At 64.5% G+C, this 23,441-nt stretch carries 26 protein-coding genes; 9 read left to right on the top strand and 17 right to left on the bottom strand.

Going from position 1 to position 23,441, the window contains the following annotated elements:
• Nucleotides 1-87 precede the first annotated feature (87 nt).
• Together ACE10W_RS04210 and ACE10W_RS04205 are read right to left on the bottom strand one after the other, a co-directional pair.
• On the bottom strand, nucleotides 88-738 hold the full coding sequence (locus ACE10W_RS04210) for a DUF2865 domain-containing protein (protein ID WP_028173482.1): 651 nt from the start codon (nucleotides 736-738) through the stop codon (nucleotides 88-90).
• 17 nt (nucleotides 739-755) lie between these two features.
• Nucleotides 756-1,562 carry a L,D-transpeptidase gene (locus tag ACE10W_RS04205; protein WP_304550843.1) on the bottom strand — a complete coding sequence of 269 codons (807 nt, stop codon included), beginning with the start codon at nucleotides 1,560-1,562 and terminating at the stop codon, nucleotides 756-758.
• Between the two features lie 207 nt (nucleotides 1,563-1,769).
• On the opposite strand from ACE10W_RS04205, the gene ACE10W_RS04200 reads away from it, so the two are divergent.
• The 6 genes from ACE10W_RS04200 (at nucleotide 1,770) to ACE10W_RS04175 (ending at nucleotide 6,423) form a co-directional block, all read left to right on the top strand.
• On the top strand, nucleotides 1,770-2,882 hold the full coding sequence (locus ACE10W_RS04200; protein ID WP_028173484.1) for an AI-2E family transporter: 1,113 nt from the start codon (nucleotides 1,770-1,772) through the stop codon (nucleotides 2,880-2,882).
• A gap of 77 nt (nucleotides 2,883-2,959) precedes the next feature.
• Nucleotides 2,960-3,331 carry a YqjD family protein gene (locus ACE10W_RS04195; RefSeq protein WP_028173485.1) on the top strand — a complete coding sequence of 124 codons (372 nt, stop codon included), beginning with the start codon at nucleotides 2,960-2,962 and terminating at the stop codon, nucleotides 3,329-3,331.
• 75 nt (nucleotides 3,332-3,406) lie between these two features.
• Nucleotides 3,407-3,862 carry a hypothetical protein gene (locus ACE10W_RS04190; protein WP_028173486.1) on the top strand — a complete coding sequence of 152 codons (456 nt, stop codon included), beginning with the start codon at nucleotides 3,407-3,409 and terminating at the stop codon, nucleotides 3,860-3,862.
• Nucleotides 3,863-4,118: 256 nt separating this feature from the next.
• Complete coding sequence (locus tag ACE10W_RS04185) at nucleotides 4,119-5,261, top strand: OpgC domain-containing protein (protein ID WP_028173487.1); 1,143 nt, start codon at nucleotides 4,119-4,121, stop codon at nucleotides 5,259-5,261.
• Between the two features lie 84 nt (nucleotides 5,262-5,345).
• Nucleotides 5,346-5,954 carry a TetR/AcrR family transcriptional regulator gene (locus ACE10W_RS04180; protein WP_039186837.1) on the top strand — a complete coding sequence of 203 codons (609 nt, stop codon included), beginning with the start codon at nucleotides 5,346-5,348 and terminating at the stop codon, nucleotides 5,952-5,954.
• A 109-nt stretch (nucleotides 5,955-6,063) separates the two neighbouring features.
• Entirely contained in the window at nucleotides 6,064-6,423 is a 360-nt protein-coding gene (locus ACE10W_RS04175; RefSeq protein WP_011084278.1) for a RidA family protein, read from the top strand.
• A 12-nt stretch (nucleotides 6,424-6,435) separates the two neighbouring features.
• Here the strand turns inward: ACE10W_RS04175 and ACE10W_RS04170 are convergent, their stop codons facing one another.
• The 15 genes from ACE10W_RS04170 to urtA all read right to left on the bottom strand — a co-directional run bounded on the left by ACE10W_RS04170 (nucleotide 6,436) and on the right by urtA (nucleotide 20,533).
• A complete protein-coding gene (locus ACE10W_RS04170; protein WP_028173490.1) occupies nucleotides 6,436-8,094 on the bottom strand; it encodes an HWE histidine kinase domain-containing protein in 1,659 nt (552 codons plus the stop codon).
• Nucleotides 8,095-8,392: 298 nt separating this feature from the next.
• Entirely contained in the window at nucleotides 8,393-9,016 is a 624-nt protein-coding gene (gene ureG / locus ACE10W_RS04165) for an urease accessory protein UreG (RefSeq protein ID WP_028173491.1), read from the bottom strand.
• 159 nt (nucleotides 9,017-9,175) lie between these two features.
• Entirely contained in the window at nucleotides 9,176-9,904 is a 729-nt protein-coding gene (locus ACE10W_RS04160) for an urease accessory protein UreF (RefSeq protein WP_161537177.1), read from the bottom strand.
• Nucleotides 9,885-10,538: an urease accessory protein UreE gene (gene ureE, locus ACE10W_RS04155; protein ID WP_060909174.1), complete on the bottom strand. Its 654-nt coding sequence runs from the start codon at nucleotides 10,536-10,538 to the stop codon at nucleotides 9,885-9,887. The genes ACE10W_RS04160 and ureE overlap by 20 nt, the downstream gene beginning before the upstream one ends.
• A 14-nt stretch (nucleotides 10,539-10,552) precedes the next feature.
• Nucleotides 10,553-10,852, bottom strand: a complete 300-nt coding sequence (locus tag ACE10W_RS04150) for a putative quinol monooxygenase (RefSeq protein WP_011084274.1) — start codon at nucleotides 10,850-10,852, stop codon at nucleotides 10,553-10,555.
• 121 nt (nucleotides 10,853-10,973) lie between these two features.
• On the bottom strand, nucleotides 10,974-12,689 hold the full coding sequence (ureC, locus tag ACE10W_RS04145; protein WP_028173494.1) for an urease subunit alpha: 1,716 nt from the start codon (nucleotides 12,687-12,689) through the stop codon (nucleotides 10,974-10,976).
• 37 nt (nucleotides 12,690-12,726) lie between these two features.
• Entirely contained in the window at nucleotides 12,727-13,266 is a 540-nt protein-coding gene (locus tag ACE10W_RS04140; RefSeq protein ID WP_304550842.1) for an HD domain-containing protein, read from the bottom strand.
• Nucleotides 13,267-13,269: 3 nt separating this feature from the next.
• Nucleotides 13,270-13,575, bottom strand: coding sequence for an urease subunit beta (locus tag ACE10W_RS04135; RefSeq protein ID WP_011084271.1), 306 nt, complete (start codon nucleotides 13,573-13,575; stop codon nucleotides 13,270-13,272).
• 112 nt (nucleotides 13,576-13,687) lie between these two features.
• A complete protein-coding gene (locus ACE10W_RS04130) occupies nucleotides 13,688-13,990 on the bottom strand; it encodes an urease subunit gamma (protein ID WP_007605424.1) in 303 nt (100 codons plus the stop codon).
• A gap of 24 nt (nucleotides 13,991-14,014) precedes the next feature.
• Nucleotides 14,015-14,845 (bottom strand): urease accessory protein UreD, encoded by an 831-nt coding sequence (locus ACE10W_RS04125; protein ID WP_161536619.1) that lies wholly within the window; start codon nucleotides 14,843-14,845, stop codon nucleotides 14,015-14,017.
• A gap of 32 nt (nucleotides 14,846-14,877) precedes the next feature.
• Complete coding sequence (gene urtE, locus ACE10W_RS04120; RefSeq protein WP_011084269.1) at nucleotides 14,878-15,573, bottom strand: urea ABC transporter ATP-binding subunit UrtE; 696 nt, start codon at nucleotides 15,571-15,573, stop codon at nucleotides 14,878-14,880.
• Nucleotides 15,574-15,576: 3 nt separating this feature from the next.
• A complete protein-coding gene (gene urtD / locus ACE10W_RS04115; RefSeq protein ID WP_011084268.1) occupies nucleotides 15,577-16,338 on the bottom strand; it encodes an urea ABC transporter ATP-binding protein UrtD in 762 nt (253 codons plus the stop codon).
• Nucleotides 16,339-16,343: 5 nt separating this feature from the next.
• The gene (gene urtC / locus ACE10W_RS04110; RefSeq protein ID WP_011084267.1) at nucleotides 16,344-17,513 is read right to left on the bottom strand and encodes an urea ABC transporter permease subunit UrtC; all 1,170 of its coding nucleotides are present in this window, start codon (nucleotides 17,511-17,513) and stop codon (nucleotides 16,344-16,346) included.
• Nucleotides 17,510-19,117: an urea ABC transporter permease subunit UrtB gene (gene urtB, locus ACE10W_RS04105; protein WP_038965365.1), complete on the bottom strand. Its 1,608-nt coding sequence runs from the start codon at nucleotides 19,115-19,117 to the stop codon at nucleotides 17,510-17,512. The genes urtC and urtB overlap by 4 nt, the downstream gene beginning before the upstream one ends.
• A gap of 87 nt (nucleotides 19,118-19,204) precedes the next feature.
• Complete coding sequence (urtA, locus tag ACE10W_RS04100) at nucleotides 19,205-20,533, bottom strand: urea ABC transporter substrate-binding protein (protein WP_028173500.1); 1,329 nt, start codon at nucleotides 20,531-20,533, stop codon at nucleotides 19,205-19,207.
• Between the two features lie 480 nt (nucleotides 20,534-21,013).
• On the opposite strand from urtA, the gene ACE10W_RS04095 reads away from it, so the two are divergent.
• The 3 genes from ACE10W_RS04095 (at nucleotide 21,014) to ACE10W_RS04085 (ending at nucleotide 23,409) form a co-directional block, all read left to right on the top strand.
• Entirely contained in the window at nucleotides 21,014-22,606 is a 1,593-nt protein-coding gene (locus tag ACE10W_RS04095) for a DEAD/DEAH box helicase (RefSeq protein ID WP_011084264.1), read from the top strand.
• A gap of 23 nt (nucleotides 22,607-22,629) precedes the next feature.
• The gene (infA, locus tag ACE10W_RS04090) at nucleotides 22,630-22,920 is read left to right on the top strand and encodes a translation initiation factor IF-1 (protein ID WP_011084263.1); all 291 of its coding nucleotides are present in this window, start codon (nucleotides 22,630-22,632) and stop codon (nucleotides 22,918-22,920) included.
• 276 nt (nucleotides 22,921-23,196) lie between these two features.
• On the top strand, nucleotides 23,197-23,409 hold the full coding sequence (locus tag ACE10W_RS04085) for a cold-shock protein (protein ID WP_011084262.1): 213 nt from the start codon (nucleotides 23,197-23,199) through the stop codon (nucleotides 23,407-23,409).
• The last annotated feature ends 32 nt before the right edge of the window (nucleotides 23,410-23,441 follow it).

The raw sequence follows: 23,441 nt of genomic DNA, 5'->3' as shown, positions 1-23,441 counted from the left end.
CCGCAATGGGCAGGCTGGTGGTTATCTGCGTGCCGCCAAACTCGCATTCGGGGTAATGGGTCCTGGCTTTCGCCAGGACGACAGGGGCTACTCCTTCGCCACCACCGGCACCTGGCGGAATCTGGCGCGGACCGAGTCCGGCAGCGGGGAGAAGTTCATCGCGACGCCGCGGCGATCGCCAGCGTTGCGGCTGGCGACCACCAGGCCATCCGCGCCCGCGACGATGTCACCCTTGCGCAGGGTGGGGTCGTCCTCGACCTTGATCTGGGCGAGGCCGACCGGATCCTTGCCGTTGCAGGTGCAACCCGACACGATCTCGTTGCGATAGCGGAACGCGTTCGGCAGATCGGAATAGGATTTTCCGCCCTCGGTCGTGGCGTCGTCGATGTTGCTGCCATAGACCAGCGATGTTTCCGAGGTCGGGCAGAAGCTCTTGCAGGACTGCGCCTTGCTCTCGGCATCGTTTCCTTGCGCCGGGAAGTAACGGCCATCGCAGCCGCGGACGCAATAGGCGGCGCCGCCGCCGTAGGACGCCCGCTGCCGCGGCGTGTCGTAGCGCGGCATGTCGTCATTGGGAAACGGCATCCGGATCTCCGGCGGCGGGCGCATCCGGAAGCCACCGAACAGCGCCGAGAAGAAGTCCTCCGCATGCGCCGGCGTCAGCGCGAGGCCGAAAGATGCGGCGGCGAAGAACGCGGCGGCGCCACCGGCCAGTTTGCTGATCGAACGTCTCTTCATGCGATCTCACCCAACTCTCAGTTCACGGCCGACGTCGCGATGTTCAGGGCCTGCCGGCCCGAGGGCAGCGTCGTCGCCGCGGGGCGCTTGCGCCAAGAATCACTCCCCCTGTCGCCGCCCTTCGCCATCAGCGGCGCGTTCTTCGGCAGCACCACGACCCTGGCGCCGATATTGACGCGGCTGAACAGATCGGTGACGTCTTCGTTGGTCATGCGGATGCAGCCGGAAGAGACGAACTTGCCGATGGTGGTGGGATCGTTGGTGCCGTGGATGCGGTATTCGCTCGAGCCCAGATACATCGCGCGCGCGCCGAGCGGATTGCCGGGACCGCCGGCGACGAAGCGCGGCAGATAGGGCTGACGCGCGATCATCTCGGCCGGCGGATGCCAGTCCGGCCATTCCGCCTTGCGGCTGACGCTCTGGACGCCCGACCAGGTGAAGCCCTCGCGGCCGACGCCGACGCCGTAGCGGATCGCCCGGCCGTTGCCGAGCACGTAATAGAGGTACGTATTGCCGGTATCGATCACGATCGTGCCGGCCGGCTCGCTGCGGTCGAAACTGACGACCTGCTTGCGCAGCCGATCGGGCAACTGGGCATCCTCGTCGGCCGTCTGCGTCGGCTCGCTGACATAACCTTGCGAATAGCTCGGATCTTGTTGATACGCCTGTGGCCGCGGCAAATACGCCTGCGGTTGCATCGGCGCATAGCCCAGCGTCTGCGCATTTGCGCTGCCGAAAGGCACCGCGAGCAGAGCGGTTGCGAAGGCAAAAGCGGCGGCGGCGCGCGGCGAGAAGCTGCGACGGACTGTAGAGACCTTTTTCATGTGCTGCCCCATTGGGTGCGTGCATCTCAGGTGATGCGGCTTGCCAACAAACGCAGCCGGGCCGACTCAAGTTCCGCCGCCTTCTGCGGCGTCGACGTCACAGTCAAGCGAGCGCAACTTCACGAAGCCGCGATGGAACCGCAACACCCCTCCGGCGTTTCCTGATGACCAATGGGCGCCCGGACACCTCCGTGCGGGAGAGAAATTGTGCGCGTCCTTCCCAGTGAACGTCTGATTTCCGGCAACGGCGAAGGCGCCCCACTCCCCGACAGCCATAGCGAGCTGCCGCCGGTCATTCGCCGCACCGAGTTCGTCGCCTACGCCCTCGCCGGCCTGCTCCTGATCGCCGTGATCGGGGTGCTGTATTTCGCCAAGGCGTTCTTCCTTCCGGTGGTGATGGCTGTTGTCGCCGGTACCATGCTCTCGCCGGCCGCAAGCTTTCTGGAACGGCGGGGCGTGCCGCGCGCGCTTGGCGCCGTGCTGATCGTGACCGCGGTGACGACGGTGGTCGCCTTCGTCGTCGCGCTGATTGCCGTGCCCGCAATGGAATGGAGCTCGCGCCTGCCGGAGCTGGGCGCGCAGTTGAAGGAGAAGCTGCACGTTTTCGACCGGCCGCTGGCGCTGTGGAAGGAGCTGCAAACCATGGTCGGCGGCTCAGAGGGGCTGCCAAGCCTGCCGCTGCCGAAGGCCGAATGGGTCCAGCCGACGCTGGAATTCCTCTCGCCCACCTTCGCCGAATTCCTGCTGTTCTTCGCCACCCTGATCCTGTTCATCGCGAGCTGGCGCGACCTGCGGCGGGCGCTGATCATGAATTTCGGCGACCGCGACGCGCGGCTGCGCACGCTGCGGATTCTCAACGAGATCGAGGTTCACCTCGGCAACTACCTGTTGACCGTCACCGTCATCAATATCGGCGTGGGCGTCGCGACCGGCATTATCTGCGCGATCACCGGCATGCCGAATCCGGCCGGGCTTGGCGCACTCGCGGCGGCGCTCAACTTCATCCCGATCATAGGACCGATCGCGATGTTCATCGTCCTGATCGTGGTGGGGCTCGTCGCCTTCCCGACGCTGGGCGGCGGACTGATGGCGGGGCTCGCCTTCGGCGGCATCACCTTCCTGGAGGGACACTTCGTCACGCCGACCATCATCGGTCGCAGGTTGTCGCTGAACGCACTCGCCGTCTTCATCGCGCTGGCCTTCTGGACCTGGCTGTGGGGACCAATGGGCGCGTTTCTGTCGTCGCCGCTCCTGATCGTGGGGCTCATCCTTAAGGAGCATCTGTTGCCGGAGAATTCGCCGCAGCTCCCGCAGGCGTGACGGGCTCCCACGAACGGAACTTCCGTCACGACGAAACGTTTTCCGCCCATCTCACCGCCAACAGTTCGGAGTTTGCGATGTCAATAGCCGACGGCGAAACCAGGATGAGAGACTGGATCGACAAAGCCACCGCAGAACGCCTCGAGAAGGATGTAGCAGCCGTGAAAAACGATATCGCCGCCCTCACCGACCAGATAACCGACGCGCTCAATACCTTCGCCAATTCGGCCGGAAAGCAGGCCCGGCGCGGCTACAAGCAAGCGCGCGAGAACATGGATTCGACACTCGACGACATGTCCGAGCGCAGCAGCGCGATGATGGGCGCGGCGCAGGATGCCTATGGCTCGATCGAGGAGACGCTGGAAGACGCCATCACCGCGCGGCCGCTCGCGACCGTCGGTATCGCGCTCGGCATCGGCTTCCTGATCGGCGCCGCCTGGCGCCGGTAAAGCGCGGGACGGACCCTGGGATCGCGGCGGCGCGGCCGCCGCCTCAGGCTTGTGGGGGGATTGAGGAGCAAGGGCATGTTTCAGCGCATTATCGACGGCATCAGCGCCTCGACCGGGACGACGGTCCGTCTGACATCGCTCGCCGCAGCCGCCGCATTCGCGCTCTTCATCACGACGTGCTTTCTTTGCGCGGCCGCGTTCATCTCGGTGCTGGATAAGTACGGCCCGGTGCAGGCCTGCCTCGCCGGCGCCGGCATCTTCTTCCTGCTGACGCTCACCGCCGCGGGCACCTATTGGGGCTACAAGCGCGAGGTGCAGAAGCGCGCCCAAATCGCGGCCGAGCGCGCCGCGAAGTCGGCGGCCGCGAGCATGCTGGCCGATCCCATGCTGCTCGCCACGGGCCTCCAGATCGTTCGCGCCATCGGGGTCAGGCGACTGTTGCCGATCCTGGCGATCGCCGGCGTCGCACTCGGAATCATGGCGAGTAGGACCAGCGTCTCCGACGAGGCATCGGCTGAACCTGCCGAGTAACGGTTCGGGCACGCGGACTGCGAATCTCACACCGCCAGAGGTCGCCGGCTTCGGAAGCGCGAGCTGCTGCGAAGCAGATCGTCTTTGCAAAAATTGCGTGCCAGGCGGGTCAAGGGCGGACACGCGAGCGCACCGGCGCGCCCTGCGTAATTTTTCGCCAGTCGGGACAAACCGGCCCTCCTCACGCAAACGCTACTCGGATAGGCAGGCGGTTGCCGGTAAAAGCATCACCCTGATTCCCAAAGCTATTTTACTCATGAAACCGTCCGTCAAGGCGAACCTCGCCGCATTCCATCACGACGCCAGGCTGTATTTGACGCTCGGCATCGCCAACTGGTCGGTGTTCGTCGACCACATCCCGAACAACGTCGTCAACCTGCTGACGCTGCGCAATTTCGGCTTCAGCGGCGCCGCCGACCTGTTCGTGTTCGTGGTGGGCTATGGCGTCGCCATCATCCACGGCAGGATGGCGCTGGAGCGCGGCTACGTCGTCGCGGCGACACGCATCTTTCGCCGCGTCTGGCGGCTCTACGCCGCTTATGTCGTGCTGTTCGTGATCTATATCGACACCATCGCCTACGTCGCCTCGCAATCGATGGCGCCGGAGATCATCCACGAATACAACATCTCGGGCATTCTCGAGCACCCGCTGCGAATCCTGGTCCGCGGCCTGGTGCTCCAGGAAGAGCCGCTGAACCTCGACCTGCTGCAACTGATGATCCCGCTGATGGCGTTCTTTCCGCTGGTGCTGTGGGGGCTGCTGCGAGGACCGAACCTGACGCTGGCGGCATCGGTCGCGCTGTACGTCGCGGCGCGCTGGTTCGACTGGAATTTCCGGGTCTATCCGGACCAGGAGTGGACCTTCAATCCGCTGTGCTGGCAGATGCTGATGGTGCTGGGCGGCTGGTTCGCCGTGACTGGCGCACCCGGCCGTGCGCTCCACGGAATGTCCTGGTTGCGGATCCTCGCGGGCGCCTATCTCGTCTTCGCGATGGCCGTCACCCTGATGCGCCACTCGCCGGCACTGTCCGCCTATTTGCCGGACCTGCTGCTCAACAGCATCGCGCCGACCGACAAGGAAAACCTCGCGCCCTATCGCGTGGTCCACTTCCTCGCGCTCGCGTTCATCGCAACCCATCTCATTCCGGCCGATCATCCCGGCCTGAAATGGCGGCCGCTTCAGGCGGTGATCATATGCGGCGAGGAATGGCTCGCGGTGTTCTGCGTCGCGGTGTTCCTCTCCTTCGCCGGCCATCTCATCCTGATCACCGGGCCGAACCTGGTGGCGATGCAGGTCGCGGTGAGCATCGTTGGCTTTGCCGCGATGACCGCGGTCGCCTATTACATCACCTGGTCGAAGCGGCAGGACCTGCCTGCGGCCTTGCGGCAGCAGACCTGACAACATAATCGTGCGATTCTGCTAGGCCGAGACCTGTGGCTGCGCTATGCGGAGGGACTCTGCGTGAGGAGACCGGGCGTGGCGATGGCGAAAGGCGGGGGTGAAGAGGCTGACAGCGCGCCCCGGCGCGGCCGGCCGCGGTCGATCGAGACCACCAACGCCATCCTCGAAAGTGCCTATGCGCTGATGGCCGCGACCGGCCTTGCCGCCACCACCATCGACGCGGTCGCGCGCCACTCCAGCGTCTCCAAGATGACGATCTACAAATGGTGGCCGTCGCGCGAGGCGCTGCTGATCGACGCCTTTCTCCACCATGCCGCGCAGATGCTGCCACTGCCCCCGGTGAGCTCCGGCACGCCCGCGGCACGCGCACGCCGCCATGCCGCGGCCTATGCCGAGGCGCTCCAGGGCGAGTTCGGCAAGGTGCAGCTCGCCGTCATCTCCGAATGCATCTCCAAGACCGGCTCGGCGGAGCTGTTCTACGCACGCTACCTGCAATTCCGCCGCGACGCGCTGGTGGAGATGATCGCCGCAGGCCAGAAGGACGGCAGCGTCCTGGCCGAGGGGGCGCCCGAGGACCTCTACGACGCGATCTATGGCGGCCTGTTCTACCGCTACGTCTTCGGCATCGCGCCGATCACGCCGGCTTACGCGCGCAATCTGGTCGACCTCGTGCTGCGGCCGAAGGGCTAGATCAGGCGCTGAAAATGCCCACCGTCCGTCCCCGACTCAAGTTCCACGCCTTGGTGATAAGAACGCGCGGACATCTCACGTCTTTTCCCACAGGAGCATCAGTCTCATCATGATCAAACGCATCTTGCCATACGAAGGATTGCTCCACGAAGTGGTCGAGCATGGAGGCGTGCTTTACATCGGCGGAATCGTCGCCGAGGACACGAGCCTCGACATGTCAGGTCAGGCAAACGACGTGCTTGGCCAATTGTCGCGTCTGCTGAAGACTCTTGGATCCGACCTGGCCAACGTATTGCAGGTGACCATCTTCGTTACGAATCTCGGCGAGAAGGCTGCGTTCAATGCGGCCTGGAAAGCGCACTTTGCCGAAGCCCATCTGCCGGCACGCGCCGTCGTCGGCGTGGCCGATCTCGGTTCAGGCGTCAAGCTTGAGATGACCGCAATCGCGGCTCGACCGACCTCGAGCTGAAGCGCGCGAGGTTTATCGCACAGGCCTCACCGGGGCCGAGAGCTTGTCCGTGCGGTCGCGCTCGCTCATGTCGACGACCGTCTCCATCGGAGCAATCAGCTCGTAGACATATGAGACGTCGGTAAAGTAGCGCTTGGCGGTGCCGCCGAGCGCTTCGGGCGCGACGCGGTCGAGCAGGATCAGGCCGAAATCGGAATCGGGACGGCGCGTTGCCTCGCTGGTGTTGAACTCCTCCCAGCGGAAATGGAAGACCTCGTCGGTCCCCTCGCCCGTCACCGTCCAGTTGGCGGTGATGTGCGGATGCTTGCCGACCAGCGACAGGCCTTCGTCCGAATGCGAGGCGAGCTCGAAGAACAGAAGTGACAGGCTCTGCGCCGCACGCGCGCTCACCGCGATGTCGGGACCGGTGACGGCGATGCGGTCCGCATGCGGAATGGCGCGCGCCTCGAACAGGCCCTTCAACTTGACGCCCTGCCACTGGCTCTCGCTGAGCAGCGAGACCACGTTGGACATGGCGTGGATGCGACCGATCAGCAGCTCGCGCGCGACGTCGATGTCCGCGCCGTGGCGCAGCGTGCGCGTCACGATCGACTGGATCACCGCCAGGATGTTCTTGACCCGGTGGTTGAGCTCGTCGATGACGGCGGTCAGGCGGCGCTCGAAGCCGATCCGCACCTGGATCTCCCGGCTGAGCCGCAGATTGTTGTAGGCGACATAGCCAAACAGGCCGCACACCATCGCGGTGATCGCAAAGCCGATCGCCGCCACGATGATCGCGGTCTGCTCGGCGCGTCGCGCCGAGTTGGTCTTTGCGTAATAGCCGAGCTGCCAGTCGCGGCCGCCGAAGCTCACGGTGCGCGTCGCCGATGGCGCCGGCCCGTCCGCCGCCGTCATGCGCGTGGAGACGATACCCTGGTCGTTGGCGACGAGCTCGCCGCCGTCCTTGCGCGGGTCCTTGAGCGCGACCGCGAACAACGACATGTCGTCGTTGGTCAGCATCAGTGATGCCAGCTCATAGGAGAATGTGATGAAGCCGACGGGCTCGGTCGCGCCTTCGGGAATGACGGGGGCCGCAACGATGACGCCGACCGGCCCGTTGTTGCGCAGGAGCGGCACCGGGTCGGAGGCGACCGACCTCTTCTCGATCCTGGCCCGGGCGAGCATCGCGCTGCGCACCGGGTCCCGGTCATAGCTGCGGCCGGGCAACCCCTTGGTCTCATCGCTGCGCGGCTCGAGATCCATCAGCACGTCGATCGGCTGGGTGAGGCTTGCGGGATCGATCGGCTTGTCGCCGTAGTCGCGGATCTGCGGCTTCGGGAAGCCGGCGGCCGCGATCGCGGCCTGCGCCGCAGCAAGCTCGTTCGGCTGGAGCCGGGCGACCCAGCCGGCCACCACGAAATCGGTCTTGAAGGCGTAGATCGCCGAGCGCAGCGGCTCCAGCATGTTGGGCTTGAGTACCGATGGCGCGCGGAACAGGCCTGAGGCGACACGCGCGAGCAGCTCGCGCTCGGTCAGCCGGTCCTGCACCAGGCTCGCATGGACGTCGATCGCACGTGCGAGCGCGATCCGGTCCAGCGCCAGCTCCTGGTCGTGGACGCGATAGGCCGCAAGCCCGGAAAGCATGGCTCCGAGCAGAGCGATGAAGCCGATGATGAAACCCAGCCGGACCACGCGACTACTCAGACGGAAGCAGGAGGTCGGCAATAAACACGGAGCATATGAACGCAGCTCGAACGGCCATGTGCCGAAACAGGATGAACCCCGATGGAGGAGATAATGAAGGAGGAGGCATCAGTACGCAACTTGGGTCGCCTGAAAAGCTTAATCCGCCCGGCCGGTCGTCCGGCCGGAATGGATTTGCCCCGGGTACCGGAGGTAATTAATCGCCGTGTCCGGAATTTGTTCCGCGGATACGGTCCTGCCTCAGGCGTTAACGGCGGAAAACGCCTGTGCCAAGTCGTCGAGTCCGTCAGCCGGCCCGTTTCAGGCCGCCTTTGGCCTCGATGAAGCCCACGATGCGGTCGAGCCCCTCGCTCTTCTTCAGGTTGGTCATGACAAAGGGGCGCGTGCCGCGCATGCGCCTGGCGTCCGTCTCCATCTTCTCCAGGGAGGCGCCGACATGGGGCGCAAGATCGATCTTGTTGATGACCAGGAGGTCGGAGCGGGTGATGCCGGGGCCGCCCTTGGACGGGATCTTGTCGCCCGCCGCCACGTCGATGACGTAGATGGTGAGGTCGGCAAGCTCCGGGGAAAAAGTGGCAGCGAGATTGTCGCCGCCGGATTCGATCAGCACGAGGTCGAGGCCGGGGAATTTCGCGCGCATGTCCGCGACCGCCGCGAGGTTCATCGAGGCATCTTCGCGGATCGCGGTATGCGGGCAGCCGCCGGTCTCGACACCGGCAATGCGATCCGGCGTCAGCGAGCCCGAGCGCACCAGGAATTCGGCATCCCATTTGGTGTAGATGTCGTTGGTGATCGCCGCGATGTCGTAGCGCTCGCGCATGGTCTTGCAGAGCAGATCCATCAGCGCGGTCTTGCCCGATCCGACCGGACCGCCGACGCCGACACGCAGGGGGCCGTGAGACGTAGCCATTGACTCTTTCCTATCGTCGTCCTGGCGAAAGCCAGGACCCATTACCACCGAAGTTCATTGTCGCGGCGGACTGAGGCCACATCCCTCCATGACCACAGGCATTCGTGGTAATGGGTCCTAGCTTTCGCGAGGACGACGGCAGAATGTGATGCAACGCGCTCACGACCGAAACAGCCGCGTATATTGCGTCTCGTGCCGCAGGCTGGCGAGATCGGCGCGGAATGTCGCGCTGCCGAGATCGTCCAGCGTCGCGCTCAGCGCACGGTTGGCGGTCGCGGCAACGGCAGCTTCCAGCCGCACCAGCACGCGCTGGCTGTCGGTCTGGCCGAGCGGAATGAGGCGGCTGGCCGCGGAAATCCAGTTCGAGACCACAGCGTGCAGGAAGGCGTGCAGCGTCGGCGCCAACGGCACGCCGTGCATCGCGGCGACCACACCGACCGCGACGGGATAGACCAATGGCGTGCGGCATGCCGCAACCATGGCGTCCAGCCCCTCCGCATCCCACGCGGCGCGGGCGATGTCGATGAAGGCGCGGCCCTGCGACGTCGTCTCAAGCTGCCGCTCGCGCGAGGGCACGAAGGCGCTCGCGAGCTCAGCGATGTCGCGCAACGAGGTCTCCTCGCCCGCCTCAGTGGCGCGATAGGCCTGGACCAGGAACGTCGCATCGCAGAAGCCCGAACCGTCGCCGAGCATAGTATCGAGCCAGTCGGCGAGCGTCGCCGTGTCGGTGATGTCGCCCGCTTCGACCGCCCATTCGATCCCGCTGGAGTAGGAGAAGCCGCCGACGGGAAACGCCGGCGACAGCCAGGTCATCAGCCGGTACAGCGCCGCCGCCTCGCGCGCGGCGAGGTCACCGGCATTGACCGGCTCATTTGTGGTCATGAGCATGCTTGTGGCCGTGGTGGTGGTCGGGATGGTCGCAATGCTCGTCGTGATGATGATGATCGTGCCCATGGTCATGCGCGGCATGATCATGGTGGTCGTGGCCATGATGATCGTGTCCGTGGTGATCATGATGATGGTCGCCATGATCGTGGTGGTGATGGCCGTGATCATGATGCGCATGGTCATCGTGCCCATGCGCATGACCGGCGTCGGCATAGGCGCCACCTTCAGGATCGAATGGCGCCTCGATCTCGACGACACGCGCGCCGAGGCCCTTCACCATGGCCTCGATGACGTGGTCGCGGCGGATGCGCAGGGCCTTGGCCATGATCTGCGTCGGCAGATGACGGTTGCCGAGGTGCCAGCCGACCCGGATGAGGTGGTGCGGATCGCGGCCGCGGATCTCGAGCAGCGGCTCGGGCGCCGCAACCACTTCGACCAGCCGGCCGTCCTCCAGCACCAGCGCGTCGCCGCCGCGCAGTGCAACGGCGTTCTCCAGGTCGAGCAGGAATTCGAGCCCCCGCGTCCCCGTCATCGCCATGCGGCGGCGGTGCCGATCGTCGAAATCGAGCACGACCGTGTCCACTGGTGCTTCGGTGAAGCGGTGCTGTCCCCTAACCTGCGTCGCCCGGATCATTGGCTTCTACCCTGTTACCGTGTCTCGACCTTCTCGGGCGTAATGATTTCGACCTTCGGCGGCGCCATGAAGCATTTCACCGCAATGCGGCCGAACGTCTTCATGTGCTCCATGGCGCGATGCGGCACCAGCGCCTCGGCGCTCTCCCACTGCTCGACGAACACCATCTTGGTCGGATCGGTGACGCTTTCATGCATATCATAGGCGATATTGCCGGGCTCTTTCCGCGTCTCCTTGATGCAGGCGGTGGCGCCTGCAATGAACTCGGCGCGCGTCTCGGGCTTGATGGTCAAGGTGGCAACGACGTAAATCACGAGAAATCCTCCCGGCTTTTCTTCTGGGTTCAAGATACCGGGCGGGACATTAGACCAGGCGGGATCGAACGCAACACCGTAAAACCGTCCCCGGACAGGCTCCGGGGACCGGGGCGCTATTTCAGTACATGAAATATCGCTGCGCCATCGGCAGCACTTCGGCGGGCGCGCAGGTCAGGAGCTCGCCGTCGGCGCGAACCTCATAGGTCTCCGGATCGACCTCGATATCGGGGGTTGCGTCGTTGTGGATCATGCTCTTCTTGGAGATCCTGCCGCGGGTGTTCTGGACGGCATAGAGCTTCTTCTCGATACCGAGCTTGCGCGCCAGCCCACCGGTAATCGCGGCCTTGGAGGTGAACACCACGGAAGATGCGGTGCGCGCCTTGCCGAAGGCACCGAACATCGGCTGGTAGTGCACCGGCTGCGGCGTCGGGATCGAGGCGTTGGGATCGCCCATCGGCGCGGCGACGATCGTGCCGCCCTTGACGATGCAGTCCGGCTTGACGCCGAAGAAGGCCGGCGACCACAGCACGAGATCGGCAAGCTTGCCCTTCTCCACCGAACCGATCAGCTTCGACACGCCGTGCGCGATCGCGGGGTTGATCGTGTATTTGGCGATGTAGCGCTTGACGCGGAAATTGTCGTTGTCCTTGCCCTTGTCCTGCGGCAGCGATCCGCGCTGCTTCTTCATCTTGTCGGCGGTCTGCCAGGTCCGGATGATGACTTCGCCGAGGCGGCCCATGGCCTGGGAGTCCGAGGACATCATCGAGAGCGCGCCGAGATCGTGCAGGATGTCCTCGGCCGCGATGGTCTCCTTGCGGATACGGCTTTCGGCGAACGCAAGATCTTCCGCGATCGAGGGATCGAGGTGGTGGCACACCATCAGCATGTCGAGATGCTCGTCGATGGTGTTGCGGGTGAAGGGGCGCGTCGGATTGGTCGATGACGGCAGCACGTTCTTCAGCCCCGCGACCTTGATGATGTCGGGGGCGTGACCGCCGCCGGCGCCCTCGGTGTGGAAGGCGTGGATGGTGCGGCCCTTGAACGCCTTGATCGTATCCTCGACGAAGCCGGATTCGTTCAGCGTGTCGGTGTGGATCATGACCTGGATGTCGTAATCGTCGGCCACCGACAGGCAGTTGTCGATCGCGGCCGGCGTGGTGCCCCAATCCTCGTGCAGCTTCAGCGCGCAGGCGCCGCCCTTGATCATCTCGACCAGCGGCGCGGGGCGCGAGGCATTGCCCTTGCCGGAAATGCCGAGATTGACCGGGAAGGCGTCGAACGACTGGATCATCCGCCCCATGTGCCACGGGCCCGGCGTGCAGGTCGTCGCAAAGGTGCCGTGCGAGGGACCGGTGCCGCCGCCCAGCATCGAGGTGACGCCGCTCATCAGCGCGTGCTCGATCTGCTGCGGGCAGATGAAATGGATGTGGCTGTCGAAGCCGCCGGCGGTGAGGATCTTACCCTCGCCCGCGATCACGTCGGTGCCGGGGCCGATGATGATGGTGACGCCCGGCTGGATGTCGGGGTTGCCGGCCTTGCCGATCGCGGAGATCATGCCGTCCTTGATCGCGACGTCGGCCTTCACGATGCCCCAGTGGTCCACGATCAGCGCATTGGTGATGACGGTGTCGGCCGCGCCCTGCTTGTTGGTGACCTGCGACTGCCCCATGCCGTCGCGGATCACCTTGCCGCCGCCGAACTTCACCTCCTCGCCATAGACGGTGAAATCCTTCTCGACCTCGATGATGAGATCGGTGTCGGCCAGCCGCACCTTGTCGCCGGTGGTCGGGCCGAACATGTCGGCATAGACGGAACGTTTGATCTTGACGGACATCACAGGCCCCGTTTGCGTTTGAATGTCTTGATGGTGCTCACAGCGAAGCTCTCGCCGTACGCACTGCGTCGTCGAATTTCTGATCGAGCCACGGATTGCCGCCGCGACAACCGGCGACCACCTGCTCGGCCCAGCCGGTATAGTCGACGAGATCGTCACGCTCTTCGGCGGTCGGATCGGAATGAATGCGTGCGCCGACATTGCTGATCTTGTCGGCGATCTTGATCAGTTTTGCGCCCGCAGATTTCTTCGGCGCATCGACCACCTGCCGCCGGCGCCGCTCGGCTTTCGGCAGGTTCATGTCATCGGTGCACTCGACGACGAGAGATGCGATACGCTCGGAGAATTTTTGCGCGAGCTCTTCACGCGTGGTCTCGGTGTCCTCGATGACATCATGTAGCCAGCCGGCGGCCACGAGCTCGGCATCCCCACCATCGGTCGCCGTCGCGAGCAGGTTCGCGACCTCGGCAAGGTGATTGACGTAAGGCTCGTTCCCCCGCCCCTTGCGCGCCATGCCGTTGTGCCGGCGCGCGGCCAGGTCAGCGGCTTCAGAGATGAGGCGGACGGCGGAAAGCATGCCTCACAGCTTCCCCATCACGTCGCCACGGAAGCCGTAGATGGTCTTCTTGCCGGCGAGCGCGACGAGCTGGACGTCGCGGGTCTGGCCGGGTTCGAAGCGGACGGCGGTGCCGGCGGCGATGTCGAGGCGCATGCCGCGGGCCTTCTTGCGCTCGAATTTCAAGGCCGGGTTGGTCTCGAAGAAATGGTAGTGCGAGCCGACCTGGATAGGGCGGTCGCCGGTGTTGGCGACCGTCAGCGTCACGGTCTTGCGGCCGGCATTGAGCTCGATCTCGCCGTCCTGAATGAAGAGTTCACCGGGGATCATCTCTGTCTTCCTCCGTCATTCCGGGGCTCGCGGAACGAGAACCCGGAATCTCGATCAACAATCTCTGGATTCCGGGTTCGCCCTGCGGGCGCCCCGGAATGACGAATTCAAATCACCTGATCGGCTCGTGCACGGTGACGAGCTTGGTGCCGTCCGGAAACGTCGCCTCGACCTGGATGTCGTGGATCATTTCGGGGATGCCCGGCATCACCTGGTCGCGGGTCAGCACCTGCGCGCCGGATTGCATCAGCTCGGCCACGGTACGGCCGTCGCGCGCACCTTCGAGGATGAAATCGGAGATGATCGCGATCGCCTCGGGATGGTTGAGCTTGACGCCGCGGTCCAGCCTGCGGCGCGCCACGATGGCGGCCATCGAGATCAGAAGCTTGTCCTTTTCGCGGGGAGACAGGTTCATGCGAAATCTCTTCCGTTCAACACGTCAATTCAACCACAGCCGCGGCAACGCCGCACCGGTGCGCGCCAGCACGGCCATCATGTCGGCGCGCAAGCGCGCCGCATCTTGGGCACAGAACCGCGCCATTGCAAAGCCATTCCAGGCCGATATCCCGACCTCGCCGGCGAAGGATTCCGAGGCCTCCCGAATGCGCTCGATGAGCGCCTCATCGCCGGGCACGATCAAGGCCGTGCCGATTGCCGCGCCCCCCTTGGCCGCCGCGGACCTCGCGAGTTTCGCGCCGATATCACCGCCCAGCCTGACGGTCTCGGCAAAGACGAGCCGACCGCCGCGAGAGAGCCGCCATCGGTCGACGAACTCGCCCTGCTCCATCCGCTCACCCATCGCAGTGCGTCCGAACACCACGATCTCGCAAAGCAGGAGCGAGGCCGCCTCATCGAGCGCGATGTCGAAGCGACGATGGACACGGGCACGATCAAACAGGATGGTCTCCTGCGGCAGCCAGGACAGATGCGCGCCTGCGCCGACCTTCAGGGCGATATTGAGCTCCGCCGCCGGGCCCTGAGCGCGATAGACCTTTTCGGCGGCCGCCGTGGTCAGCGTCAGCCGCGCGGCATCGGCCGCCGATATCTCGACATCGAAGCGATCACCGCCAGCAACGCCACCGGCCGTGTTGACGAACACGCCGGACAGACCTTCATCCTCGGGCGAGGGAAAGCGCACGCGCAGCGAGCCGGATTCATGCAACGCACCGCGCCGCGTCACGCCGTCGCGCGCGTGCACGTCGAACCTGACCGCGCCGCGGGCGCGATTGGCCTCGAATATGCTGGACGTGACTGATAGTTCGCTGCGCATCCGCCTCCCCAGCCGGTCGCGGCACAAATGGCTTACAGAGCCATCTGACGGCTGATCTCGCTCGCGTCGAGATTGGTGCGGTCGCAGGTGAACTTCACCGCGCCGCGATCCATCACGGCGAAACTGTCGCCGAGTTCGCAGGCAAAGTCGAGATATTGTTCGACCAGCACGATGGCGATGTTGCCGAGGTTGCGCAAGTAGGAGATGGCGCGGCCGATGTCCTTGATGATCGAGGGCTGGATGCCCTCGGTCGGCTCGTCGAGCAGCAGCAGCTTCGGCCGCATCACCAGCGCACGCCCGATCGCGAGCTGCTGCTGCTGGCCGCCGGAGAGATCGCCGCCGCGGCGGCCGAGCATGGATTGCAGCACCGGAAACAGCGAGAACACGTCGTCCGGGATGTGCCTGTCCTCGCGCTTGAGCGGACCGAAGCCGGTCTTGAGATTCTCCTCGACCGTGAGCAGCGGAAAGATCTCGCGGCCCTGCGGCACGAAGCCAATGCCCTTGCGCGCCCGCTCGTAAGGCTTGAGGCCCGTGATGTCGCTGCCGTCGAACACGATCGCGCCGGAGGAGATGGGATATTGCCCAACCATGGCCCGCAGCAGCGAGGTCTTGCCGACGCCGTTGCGCCCGAGCACGCAGGTCACCTTGCCGGGCTCGGCCGCAATCGAGACGCCGCGCAGCGCCTGCGCCGCGCCGTAGAACAGGTTGATGTCTTTGACTTCGAGCATCGGTCAGCGTCCCAGATAGACTTCGATGACCCGCTCGTTGGACGAGACCTGGTCGATGGTACCTTCCGCGAGCACCGAGCCTTCGTGCAGGCAGGTGACCTTGACGCCGAGCTCGCGCACGAACGTCATGTCGTGCTCGACCACCATGACGGTGTGGGTCTTGTTGATCTCTTTCAGCAGCTCGGCCGTGAGATGCGTCTCGACATCGGTCATGCCGGCGACGGGCTCGTCGACCAGCAAGAGCTTCGGATCCTGCGCTAGCAGCATGCCGATCTCGAGCCATTGCTTTTGGCCGTGGCTGAGGCTGCCGGCCAGCCGGTTGCGCGCCTCGGTGAGGCGAATCGTCTCCAGCACCTTGTCGATGCGCTCGGACTCGGCCTTGCTGCCACGCCAGAACAGCGTGCCCTTGACGCTGTGATCAACATTGAGCGCCAGCAGCAGGTTGTCCTGCACGGTCTGGCTCTCGAACACGGTGGGCTTCTGGAATTTCCGGCCGATGCCGAGCTCGGCAATCCGGGTCTCATCCAGTCGCGTCAGGTCGGTGACGCCGTCGAACAGTACGGTGCCCTCGTCGGGCTTGGTCTTGCCGGTGATGATGTCCATCATCGTGGTCTTGCCGGCGCCATTCGGGCCGATGATGGCGCGCATCTCGCCGGGCTCGAGCGTCAGCGACAGATTGTTGATGGCGTGAAAGCCGTCGAAGGAGACGTGCACGCCGTCGAGGTAGAGCATTGCGGAGGTCGCGCGGGTGTCCATGACGTTCATTGCGCCTACTCCGCCATCTTGGGTTCGGTGACGCCGTCCTCGGCCGCGGCACTCGCCGTGGTCGCCGCGGGACGTTTTTCCTTCGACGCGTCCCACCAGGTGTTGAAGGTACCGACGATGCCCTTGGGCAGCAGCAGCGTCACCAGGATGAACAACGCGCCGAGCATGAACAGCCAGTACGGCGCCAGCATGCCCGAGGTGAAGAACGTTTTTGCGTAATTGACGACGACGGCGCCGAGCGCCGCGCCCACCAGCGTGCCGCGGCCGCCGACCGCGACCCAGATCACCGCCTCGATCGAATTGCCCGGCGCGAATTCGCTCGGATTGATGATGCCGACCTGCGGCACGTAGAGCGCGCCGGCAACGCCGGCCATGCAAGCCGACACCGTGAACACGAACAGCTTGTAGGATTCGACCCGGTAGCCGAGGAAGCGGGTGCGCGATTCCGCATCACGCACCGCGATCAGCACCTTGCCGAGCTTGGACGAGACGATGGCGCGGCAGACCAGGAAGCCCAGGATCAGCGCCAGGCAGCTCAGCGCGAACAGCGCGGCGCGAGTCCCTTCCGCCTGCACGTTGAAGCCCAAAATGTCCTTGAAGTCGGTCAGGCCGTTGTTGCCGCCGAAGCCGAAATCGTTGCGGAAGAAGGCGAGCAGCAGCGCATAGGTCATCGCCTGCGTGATGATCGACAGATACACGCCGGTGACGCGGGAGCGAAAGGCGAGCCAGCCGAAGCAGAAGGCGAGCAGGCCCGGCACGACCAGCACCATCAGCGCGGCGAACCAGAACATGTCGAAGCCGTACCAGTACCAGGGCAGCTTCGAATAGTTCAGGAACACCATGAAGTCGGGCAGGATAGGGTTGCCGTAGACGCCGCGGGTGCCGATCTGCCGCATCAGGTACATGCCCATCGCGTAGCCGCCGAGCGCGAAGAAAGCCCCGTGGCCGAGCGAGAGGATGCCGCAATAGCCCCAGATCAGGTCGATCGCGAGCGCCAGGATGGCGTAGCAGACATACTTGCCCCAGAGCGCGACCAGATAGGTCGGCACTTGCAGGAACGAGCCCGCGGGCAGCAGCAGGTTGGACAACGGGATCAGCACGCCCAGCGCGGCGACAACCAGCAGGAAGATCGTCGCGCTGCGGTCCAGTGATCGCGTCAGCATGTGAGGGGTCATGCTTCCACCGCACGGCCCTTGAGCGCGAACAGACCGCGCGGCCGCTTTTGAATGAAAAGGATGATGAGAACCAGGATGGCGATCTTGCCGAGCACGGCGCCTGCGACCGGCTCCAGGAACTTGTTGGCGATGCCGAGCGTGAAGGCGCCGACCAGCGTGCCCCAGAGATTGCCGACCCCGCCGAACACCACGACCATGAAGCTGTCGATGATGTAGCTCTGGCCGAGATTGGGGCTGACATTGTCGATCTGCGACAGCGCCACGCCGGCGATGCCGGCAATGCCCGAACCGAGGCCGAAGGTGAGCGCGTCGACGCGCGAGGTGGCGATGCCCATCGAGGCCGCCATGCGCCGGTTCTGCGTCACAGCGCGCATCTCCAGGCCCAGCGCGGTGTAGCGCAGCATCGCGAGCAGGATCGCGAACACGGCGAGCGTGAAGCAGAGGATCCAGAGCCGGTTATAGGTAATGGTGATCTGGCCGAGCTCGAAGGCGCCGCTCATCCAGGAGGGGTTGCCGACCTCGCGGTTGGTCGGGCCGAACATAGTGCGGACCGCCTGCTGGAGCACCAGCGACAGGCCCCAGGTCGCCAGCAGCGTCTCCAGCGGACGGCCGTAGAGGAAGCGAATGATGCTGCGCTCGATCAACACGCCGATCGCGCCGGCGACGAGAAAGGCCAGCGGCACGGCGATCAGCAAGGAATAGTCGAACAGACCGGGATAGCGGGTGCGGATCACCTCCTGCACCACGAAGGTGGTGTAGGCCCCTAACATCACCATTTCGCCATGGGCCATGTTGATGACGCCCATCACGCCGAAGGTGATGGCGAGCCCGATCGCCGCGAGCAGCAGCACTGAGCCGAGCGAGAGGCCGTACCAGGCATTCTGCACCGTGGACCAGACCGCGAGCGAACTCTGGATCGAGCCGATCGCACTCGCGGCGGCCTTGGTCACCGAGGCCGGCTGGTCGCCCATGCCGGTGAGCAGCGCCATCGCCTCCTGGTCGCCGCGCGCCCTGAGGGTGGCGACGGCCTCGAGCTTCTCGACCTCGGTGGCGTCCGGCTTGAACAGCAGGATCGCCGCGCGGGCTTCGCCGAGCGTAGCCTTGACTGATTTGTTGGTTTCCTTGGCGAGCGCGGCATCGACGGCTTCGAGCGCGGTCTCCTCATGCGACTTGAAGACGGATTGCGCGGCCTGGAGGCGCGTTCCGACGTCCGGCGACTGAAGCGTCAGGCTGCCGACCGCGGCATCGACGCTGCGGCGCAGACGGTTGTTGAGGCGGACCGCGCTCGCACTATCGGGAACGCTGGCCACCGCCTGGCCGGTCGCGGCGTCGATCGACTTGCCGTCGGTGCCGGTGACGTAAACCTTCTTGCTGTCCGGATCGGCCATGAGGCGGCCGTCCTGGAGCGCGCTGATGATGGGGAAGGCCAGCGGATTGCCGCTGCTCGCGACCACGCCGATCGCCTCTTCCGTGTCGGAATAATCATCGTTGGCGAATTTGGCGACCGCATCCTCGAACGGACCGGCGAAGGCCGGCAGTGCGAACGCGATCAGGAACAACGAGAGCAGGAGCGAACAGAGGCGGGCGGACAAATTAGCTGGCACTGTGAATGACCCCGGCAGAAATGAGTGGAGAAGGCGGCGGGATCGCCGCCCTCTCCGGTCGCGTGCATAGATACGGTCAGGCCCGGATCAGGAGCCCGAACCCAGGCACTTGTTGGTCTTGGTGTTGAAGTTGCCGCACTTCTTGCCGACCCAATCGCCGATCAGGTCCTTGGAGCCGTCGAGCTCCTTCGACCAGGCATCGCCCGCGACAAGACCCGGGGTCTTCCAGACCACGTCGAACTGACCGTTGCCCTTGATCTCGCCGATGAACACCGGCTTGGTGATGTGGTGGTTCGGCAGCATCTTCGACACGCCACCGGTCAGGTTCGGCGCCTCGATGCCGGGAAGCGCGTCGATCACCTTGTCCGGATCGGTCGACTTCACCTTCTCGACCGCCTTCACCCACATGTTGAATCCGATCACGTGCGCTTCCATCGGGTCGTTGGTCACACGCTTCGGGTTCTTGGTGTAGGCCTGCCAGTCCTTGATGAACTTCTCGTTCGATCCGTCCTTGGTCTTGATCGACTCGAAGTAGTTCCAGGCGGCGAGATGGCCGACCAGCGGCTTGGTGTCGATGCCGGCGAGCTCTTCCTCACCCACCGAGAACGCGACCACCGGGATGTCCTTCGCCTTGATACCCTGGTTGCCGAGCTCCTTATAGAAGGGAACGTTGGCGTCGCCGTTGATGGTCGAGACCACCGCGGTCTTCTTGCCGGCCGAGCCGAACTTCTTGATGTCGGCCACGATTGTCTGCCAGTCGGAGTGACCGAACGGCGTGTAGTTGATCATGATGTCTTCCTGGGCGACACCCTTCGACTTCAGATAGGCTTCCAGGATCTTGTTGGTGGTGCGCGGATAGACGTAGTCGGTGCCCGCGAGCACCCAGCGCTTCACCTTCTCGTCCTTCATCAAATAGTCGACGGCGGGGATCGCCTGCTGGTTCGGCGCAGCACCCGTGTAGAACACGTTGCGCTCGCTCTCCTCGCCCTCGTACTGCACGGGGTAGAACAGGATGTTGTTCAGCTCCTTGAAGACCGGGAGCACCGACTTGCGCGACACCGAGGTCCAGCAGCCGAACACGACCGAGACCTTGTCCTTGGTGATCAGCTCGCGCGCCTTTTCGGCGAACAGCGGCCAGTTCGAAGCGGGGTCGACGACGACGGCTTCGAGCTTCTTGCCGAGCACGCCGCCCTTCTTGTTCTGCTCGTCGATCAGGAAGAGGATGGTGTCCTTCAGCGTGGTTTCGCTGATGGCCATGGTGCCGGAGAGAGAGTGAAGCACACCGACCTTGATGGTGTCGTCCGCGGCCTTCGCGCCGGAAATGGAGGCCAGACCGAGCATCAGTCCGGCGGTCGCGGCGAGCACGCCGCGGCGGCTAAATGACGCCGCTATATCGTGAGTGGATTTGGTGCGCATTTGTGTATCATCTCCCTGACGCAGACGTGAAAAACGCTGCGAAACGGCCCCACGGCCGCCTGCGATTAACGGAATCGCAAGAACCATGCCATGGGCTAGACACGCACCAAGACATTGATTTTGCTTTATAATCTAGCAAAAATCGAAGTTTCGCCGAGAGCTAATTGCTCAAGATTTGTGCAAAGAAATTGTATTCTAATGCGGCAGACAGTTCATTTATTGAGCAAAATGACGCCTCTGTCTAAATTTCCGGCATAACTATTTCTGCACTGCAATCGCCGTTTAGGGCCCGCCTGCCTTGAAAGCGCCCGCTCAATGTTCCATATGACGGTCGAGACCTCTTGCGAATCAAGGGGTCGTTGCGAGCCGCGTGTTCTTAAGCCCTCTACGGGCCTCTGGCTTGCCCCATATCTCCCAAGCCATCCGACACCCCAAACACGCAGGTGTCTTCTCGACACCCGTTTGCGCGCGCCGCGCTGAATGCGCCGGGCGCCCGCCTTTGACATGGAAAGAACCCATCTTTTGACTTCGTTTCAGGACTTCGGCCTCGCCGAACCGATCGCTCGCGCTCTCTCCGAAGAGAATTACGTCACCCCCACCCCCATCCAGGCCCAGACCATCCCCACGGCGTTGACCGGCCGCGACGTCGTCGGCATCGCCCAGACCGGCACCGGCAAGACCGCGTCCTTCGCGCTGCCGATCCTGCATCGCCTGCTCGAGCACCGCATCAAGCCGCAGCCGAAGACGACCCGCGTCCTGGTTCTGTCGCCCACCCGCGAGCTGTCCGGCCAGATCCTCGACAGCTTCAACGCCTATGGCCGCCACATCCGCCTGTCCTCGACGCTCGCCATCGGCGGCGTGCCGATGGGCCGCCAGGTCCGCTCGCTGATGCAGGGTGTCGAAGTGCTGGTCGCCACCCCCGGCCGCCTGCTCGACCTCGTGCAGAGCAACGGGCTGAAGCTTGGCAGCGTCGAATTCCTCGTGCTCGACGAGGCCGACCGCATGCTCGACATGGGCTTCATCAACGACATCCGGAAGATCGTCGCCAAGCTGCCGATCAAGCGGCAGACGCTGTTCTTCTCGGCCACCATGCCCAAGGACATCGCCGAGCTCGCCGACTCCATGCTGCGTGATCCGGCCCGTGTCGCGGTGACCCCGGTCTCCTCGACCGCCGAGCGCATCAACCAGCGTATCCTCCAAGTCGACTTCTCGGCCAAGCCCGCCTTCCTGACCAAGCTCCTGAAGGACGAGCCGATCAACCGCGCGCTGGTCTTCACCCGCACCAAGCACGGCGCCGACAAGGTCGTGAAGACGCTCGAGAAGGCCGGCATCGCCGCCAGCGCCATCCACGGCAACAAGTCGCAGAACCATCGCGAGCGCACGCTCGCCCAGTTCCGCTCCGGCGACATCCGCACGCTGGTCGCCACCGACATCGCCGCCCGTGGCATCGATGTCGACGGCATCACCCACGTCATCAATTTCGACCTGCCCAACGTGCCCGAGACTTACGTCCACCGCATCGGCCGCACCGCGCGCGCCGGCGCTGAGGGCACCGCGATCTCGCTGGTCGCAGGCGGCGAGGAGCTCAGCTATCTCCGCGACATCGAGCGGCTGATCAAGGTGGCGCTGCCGCGCGAAGACCTCCGCACCGATGCCGGCCGCCGCGATGCGGGTCCGCCCCCGTCGCAGCAACGACAGGGCCGGCCGGGCCGCCCGGGCCAGCGTCCGCAAGGCGCAAGGCATGGTGAGCGCCACGGTGACGGACGGCGTACCGACGAAAGGCACGGCGACGGACGCCACCACAGCGCCGGCAAGCAGGGTGATGGACGGCCCGGTGAAGGCCGGCATGGCGACGCGCGCCACGTCGACGGAAGGCCCGGCAGCGGCCCGAAGGCCTCAAAGGGGTCTCGTCGCCGCCGCTCCGGCGGCAAGATGCACTCTTCGCAAACCGACCGCCCTGAACAGCGTTCCGCGCATAGCGCTGGGACGCCTGATGGGATACAAGGCGTTGCCTTTTTGCGCCGGGACAGTCGGCCGATGGGCCAACCAACTCGCAAACCCTATTCGCACTAGCCGTCCACGACCTGGAGACATTCATGGCTAAGGAAGAGCTGATCCAGTTCGAAGGACTGGTCACCGAAATCCTCCCCGACGCCCGCTACCGCGTGCAGCTCGATGCCGGACACGAGATCGTTGCCTACACCGCCGGCAAGATGAAGAAGAACCGCATCAAGACGCTCGCGGGCGATCGCGTGACGGTGGAGATGTCGCCCTACGATCTCGAAAAGGGCCGGCTGATTTTCCGCCACAAGGACGAACGTCCCGCAACATCCGGCGGACCGCCGCGGGGTGGCGCGCAGCGCGGTGGCCAGTTCCGCCGCCGCTAGGCGGCGAACGACAATTCCGCGCGCAAGCGCGGAATCGAAATGCTGACCTGTATGCTGATCTGCCGCGCACGTCGCGGCGGATCAAAAAATCGTGCGCGTCAGGATTGTTTTGAAGCCTCATTTCCAATAAAATGAATTAATCGATTTTCGGCCGGACGACATTGGCATCCACCGGTACAGCCGGTTCAGACACGCTGACGACCCTTCCAGAAATTCGATCTAACCTGCCCGCGCGAGCGGGCTCTTACATTGTGTATCTGAGAAGGAACTACCCCCGTGAGCATGGGAACCGTGAAGTGGTTTAACGCGACCAAGGGCTTTGGCTTCATCCAGCCCGACGACGGCGGCAAGGACGTGTTCGTGCACATCAGCGCCGTCGAGCGCGCCGGCCTCGGCACGCTGCGCGAAGGCCAGAAGATCTCCTACGAGATCGTTGCCGATCGCCGGTCCGGCAAGTCGGCCGCCGACAATCTTCGCTCCGCTGGCTGAGTCGACGGAGTTTCGGCTCGCGCGAACGAGCC

Origin of the sequence: Bradyrhizobium sp. B025 (assembly GCF_042257955.1) — a bacterium.
Lineage (GTDB): Bacteria > Pseudomonadota > Alphaproteobacteria > Rhizobiales > Xanthobacteraceae > Bradyrhizobium > Bradyrhizobium diazoefficiens.
This window is presented reverse-complemented; position numbering and strand designations above follow the sequence as displayed.

What these genes read in the sequence shown, in the direction of transcription:
- ACE10W_RS04210 (WP_028173482.1), bottom strand. Translation starts at nt 738, where the DNA reads ATGAAGAGACGTTCGATCAGCAAACTGGCCGGTGGCGCCGCCGCGTTC.
- ACE10W_RS04205 (WP_304550843.1), bottom strand. Translation starts at nt 1,562, where the DNA reads ATGAAAAAGGTCTCTACAGTCCGTCGCAGCTTCTCGCCGCGCGCCGCC.
- ACE10W_RS04195 (WP_028173485.1), top strand. Translation starts at nt 2,960, where the DNA reads ATGTCAATAGCCGACGGCGAAACCAGGATGAGAGACTGGATCGACAAA.
- ACE10W_RS04190 (WP_028173486.1), top strand. Translation starts at nt 3,407, where the DNA reads ATGTTTCAGCGCATTATCGACGGCATCAGCGCCTCGACCGGGACGACG.
- ACE10W_RS04185 (WP_028173487.1), top strand. Translation starts at nt 4,119, where the DNA reads ATGAAACCGTCCGTCAAGGCGAACCTCGCCGCATTCCATCACGACGCC.
- ACE10W_RS04180 (WP_039186837.1), top strand. Translation starts at nt 5,346, where the DNA reads ATGGCGAAAGGCGGGGGTGAAGAGGCTGACAGCGCGCCCCGGCGCGGC.
- ACE10W_RS04175 (WP_011084278.1), top strand. Translation starts at nt 6,064, where the DNA reads ATGATCAAACGCATCTTGCCATACGAAGGATTGCTCCACGAAGTGGTC.
- ureG (WP_028173491.1), bottom strand. Translation starts at nt 9,016, where the DNA reads ATGGCTACGTCTCACGGCCCCCTGCGTGTCGGCGTCGGCGGTCCGGTC.
- ACE10W_RS04160 (WP_161537177.1), bottom strand. Translation starts at nt 9,904, where the DNA reads ATGCTCATGACCACAAATGAGCCGGTCAATGCCGGTGACCTCGCCGCG.
- ureE (WP_060909174.1), bottom strand. Translation starts at nt 10,538, where the DNA reads ATGATCCGGGCGACGCAGGTTAGGGGACAGCACCGCTTCACCGAAGCA.
- ureC (WP_028173494.1), bottom strand. Translation starts at nt 12,689, where the DNA reads ATGTCCGTCAAGATCAAACGTTCCGTCTATGCCGACATGTTCGGCCCG.
- ACE10W_RS04140 (WP_304550842.1), bottom strand. Translation starts at nt 13,266, where the DNA reads ATGCTTTCCGCCGTCCGCCTCATCTCTGAAGCCGCTGACCTGGCCGCG.
- ACE10W_RS04135 (WP_011084271.1), bottom strand. Translation starts at nt 13,575, where the DNA reads ATGATCCCCGGTGAACTCTTCATTCAGGACGGCGAGATCGAGCTCAAT.
- ACE10W_RS04130 (WP_007605424.1), bottom strand. Translation starts at nt 13,990, where the DNA reads ATGAACCTGTCTCCCCGCGAAAAGGACAAGCTTCTGATCTCGATGGCC.
- ACE10W_RS04125 (WP_161536619.1), bottom strand. Translation starts at nt 14,845, where the DNA reads ATGCGCAGCGAACTATCAGTCACGTCCAGCATATTCGAGGCCAATCGC.
- urtE (WP_011084269.1), bottom strand. Translation starts at nt 15,573, where the DNA reads ATGCTCGAAGTCAAAGACATCAACCTGTTCTACGGCGCGGCGCAGGCG.
- urtD (WP_011084268.1), bottom strand. Translation starts at nt 16,338, where the DNA reads ATGAACGTCATGGACACCCGCGCGACCTCCGCAATGCTCTACCTCGAC.
- urtC (WP_011084267.1), bottom strand. Translation starts at nt 17,513, where the DNA reads ATGACCCCTCACATGCTGACGCGATCACTGGACCGCAGCGCGACGATC.
- urtA (WP_028173500.1), bottom strand. Translation starts at nt 20,533, where the DNA reads ATGCGCACCAAATCCACTCACGATATAGCGGCGTCATTTAGCCGCCGC.
- ACE10W_RS04095 (WP_011084264.1), top strand. Translation starts at nt 21,014, where the DNA reads ATGCGCCGGGCGCCCGCCTTTGACATGGAAAGAACCCATCTTTTGACT.
- infA (WP_011084263.1), top strand. Translation starts at nt 22,630, where the DNA reads ATGGCTAAGGAAGAGCTGATCCAGTTCGAAGGACTGGTCACCGAAATC.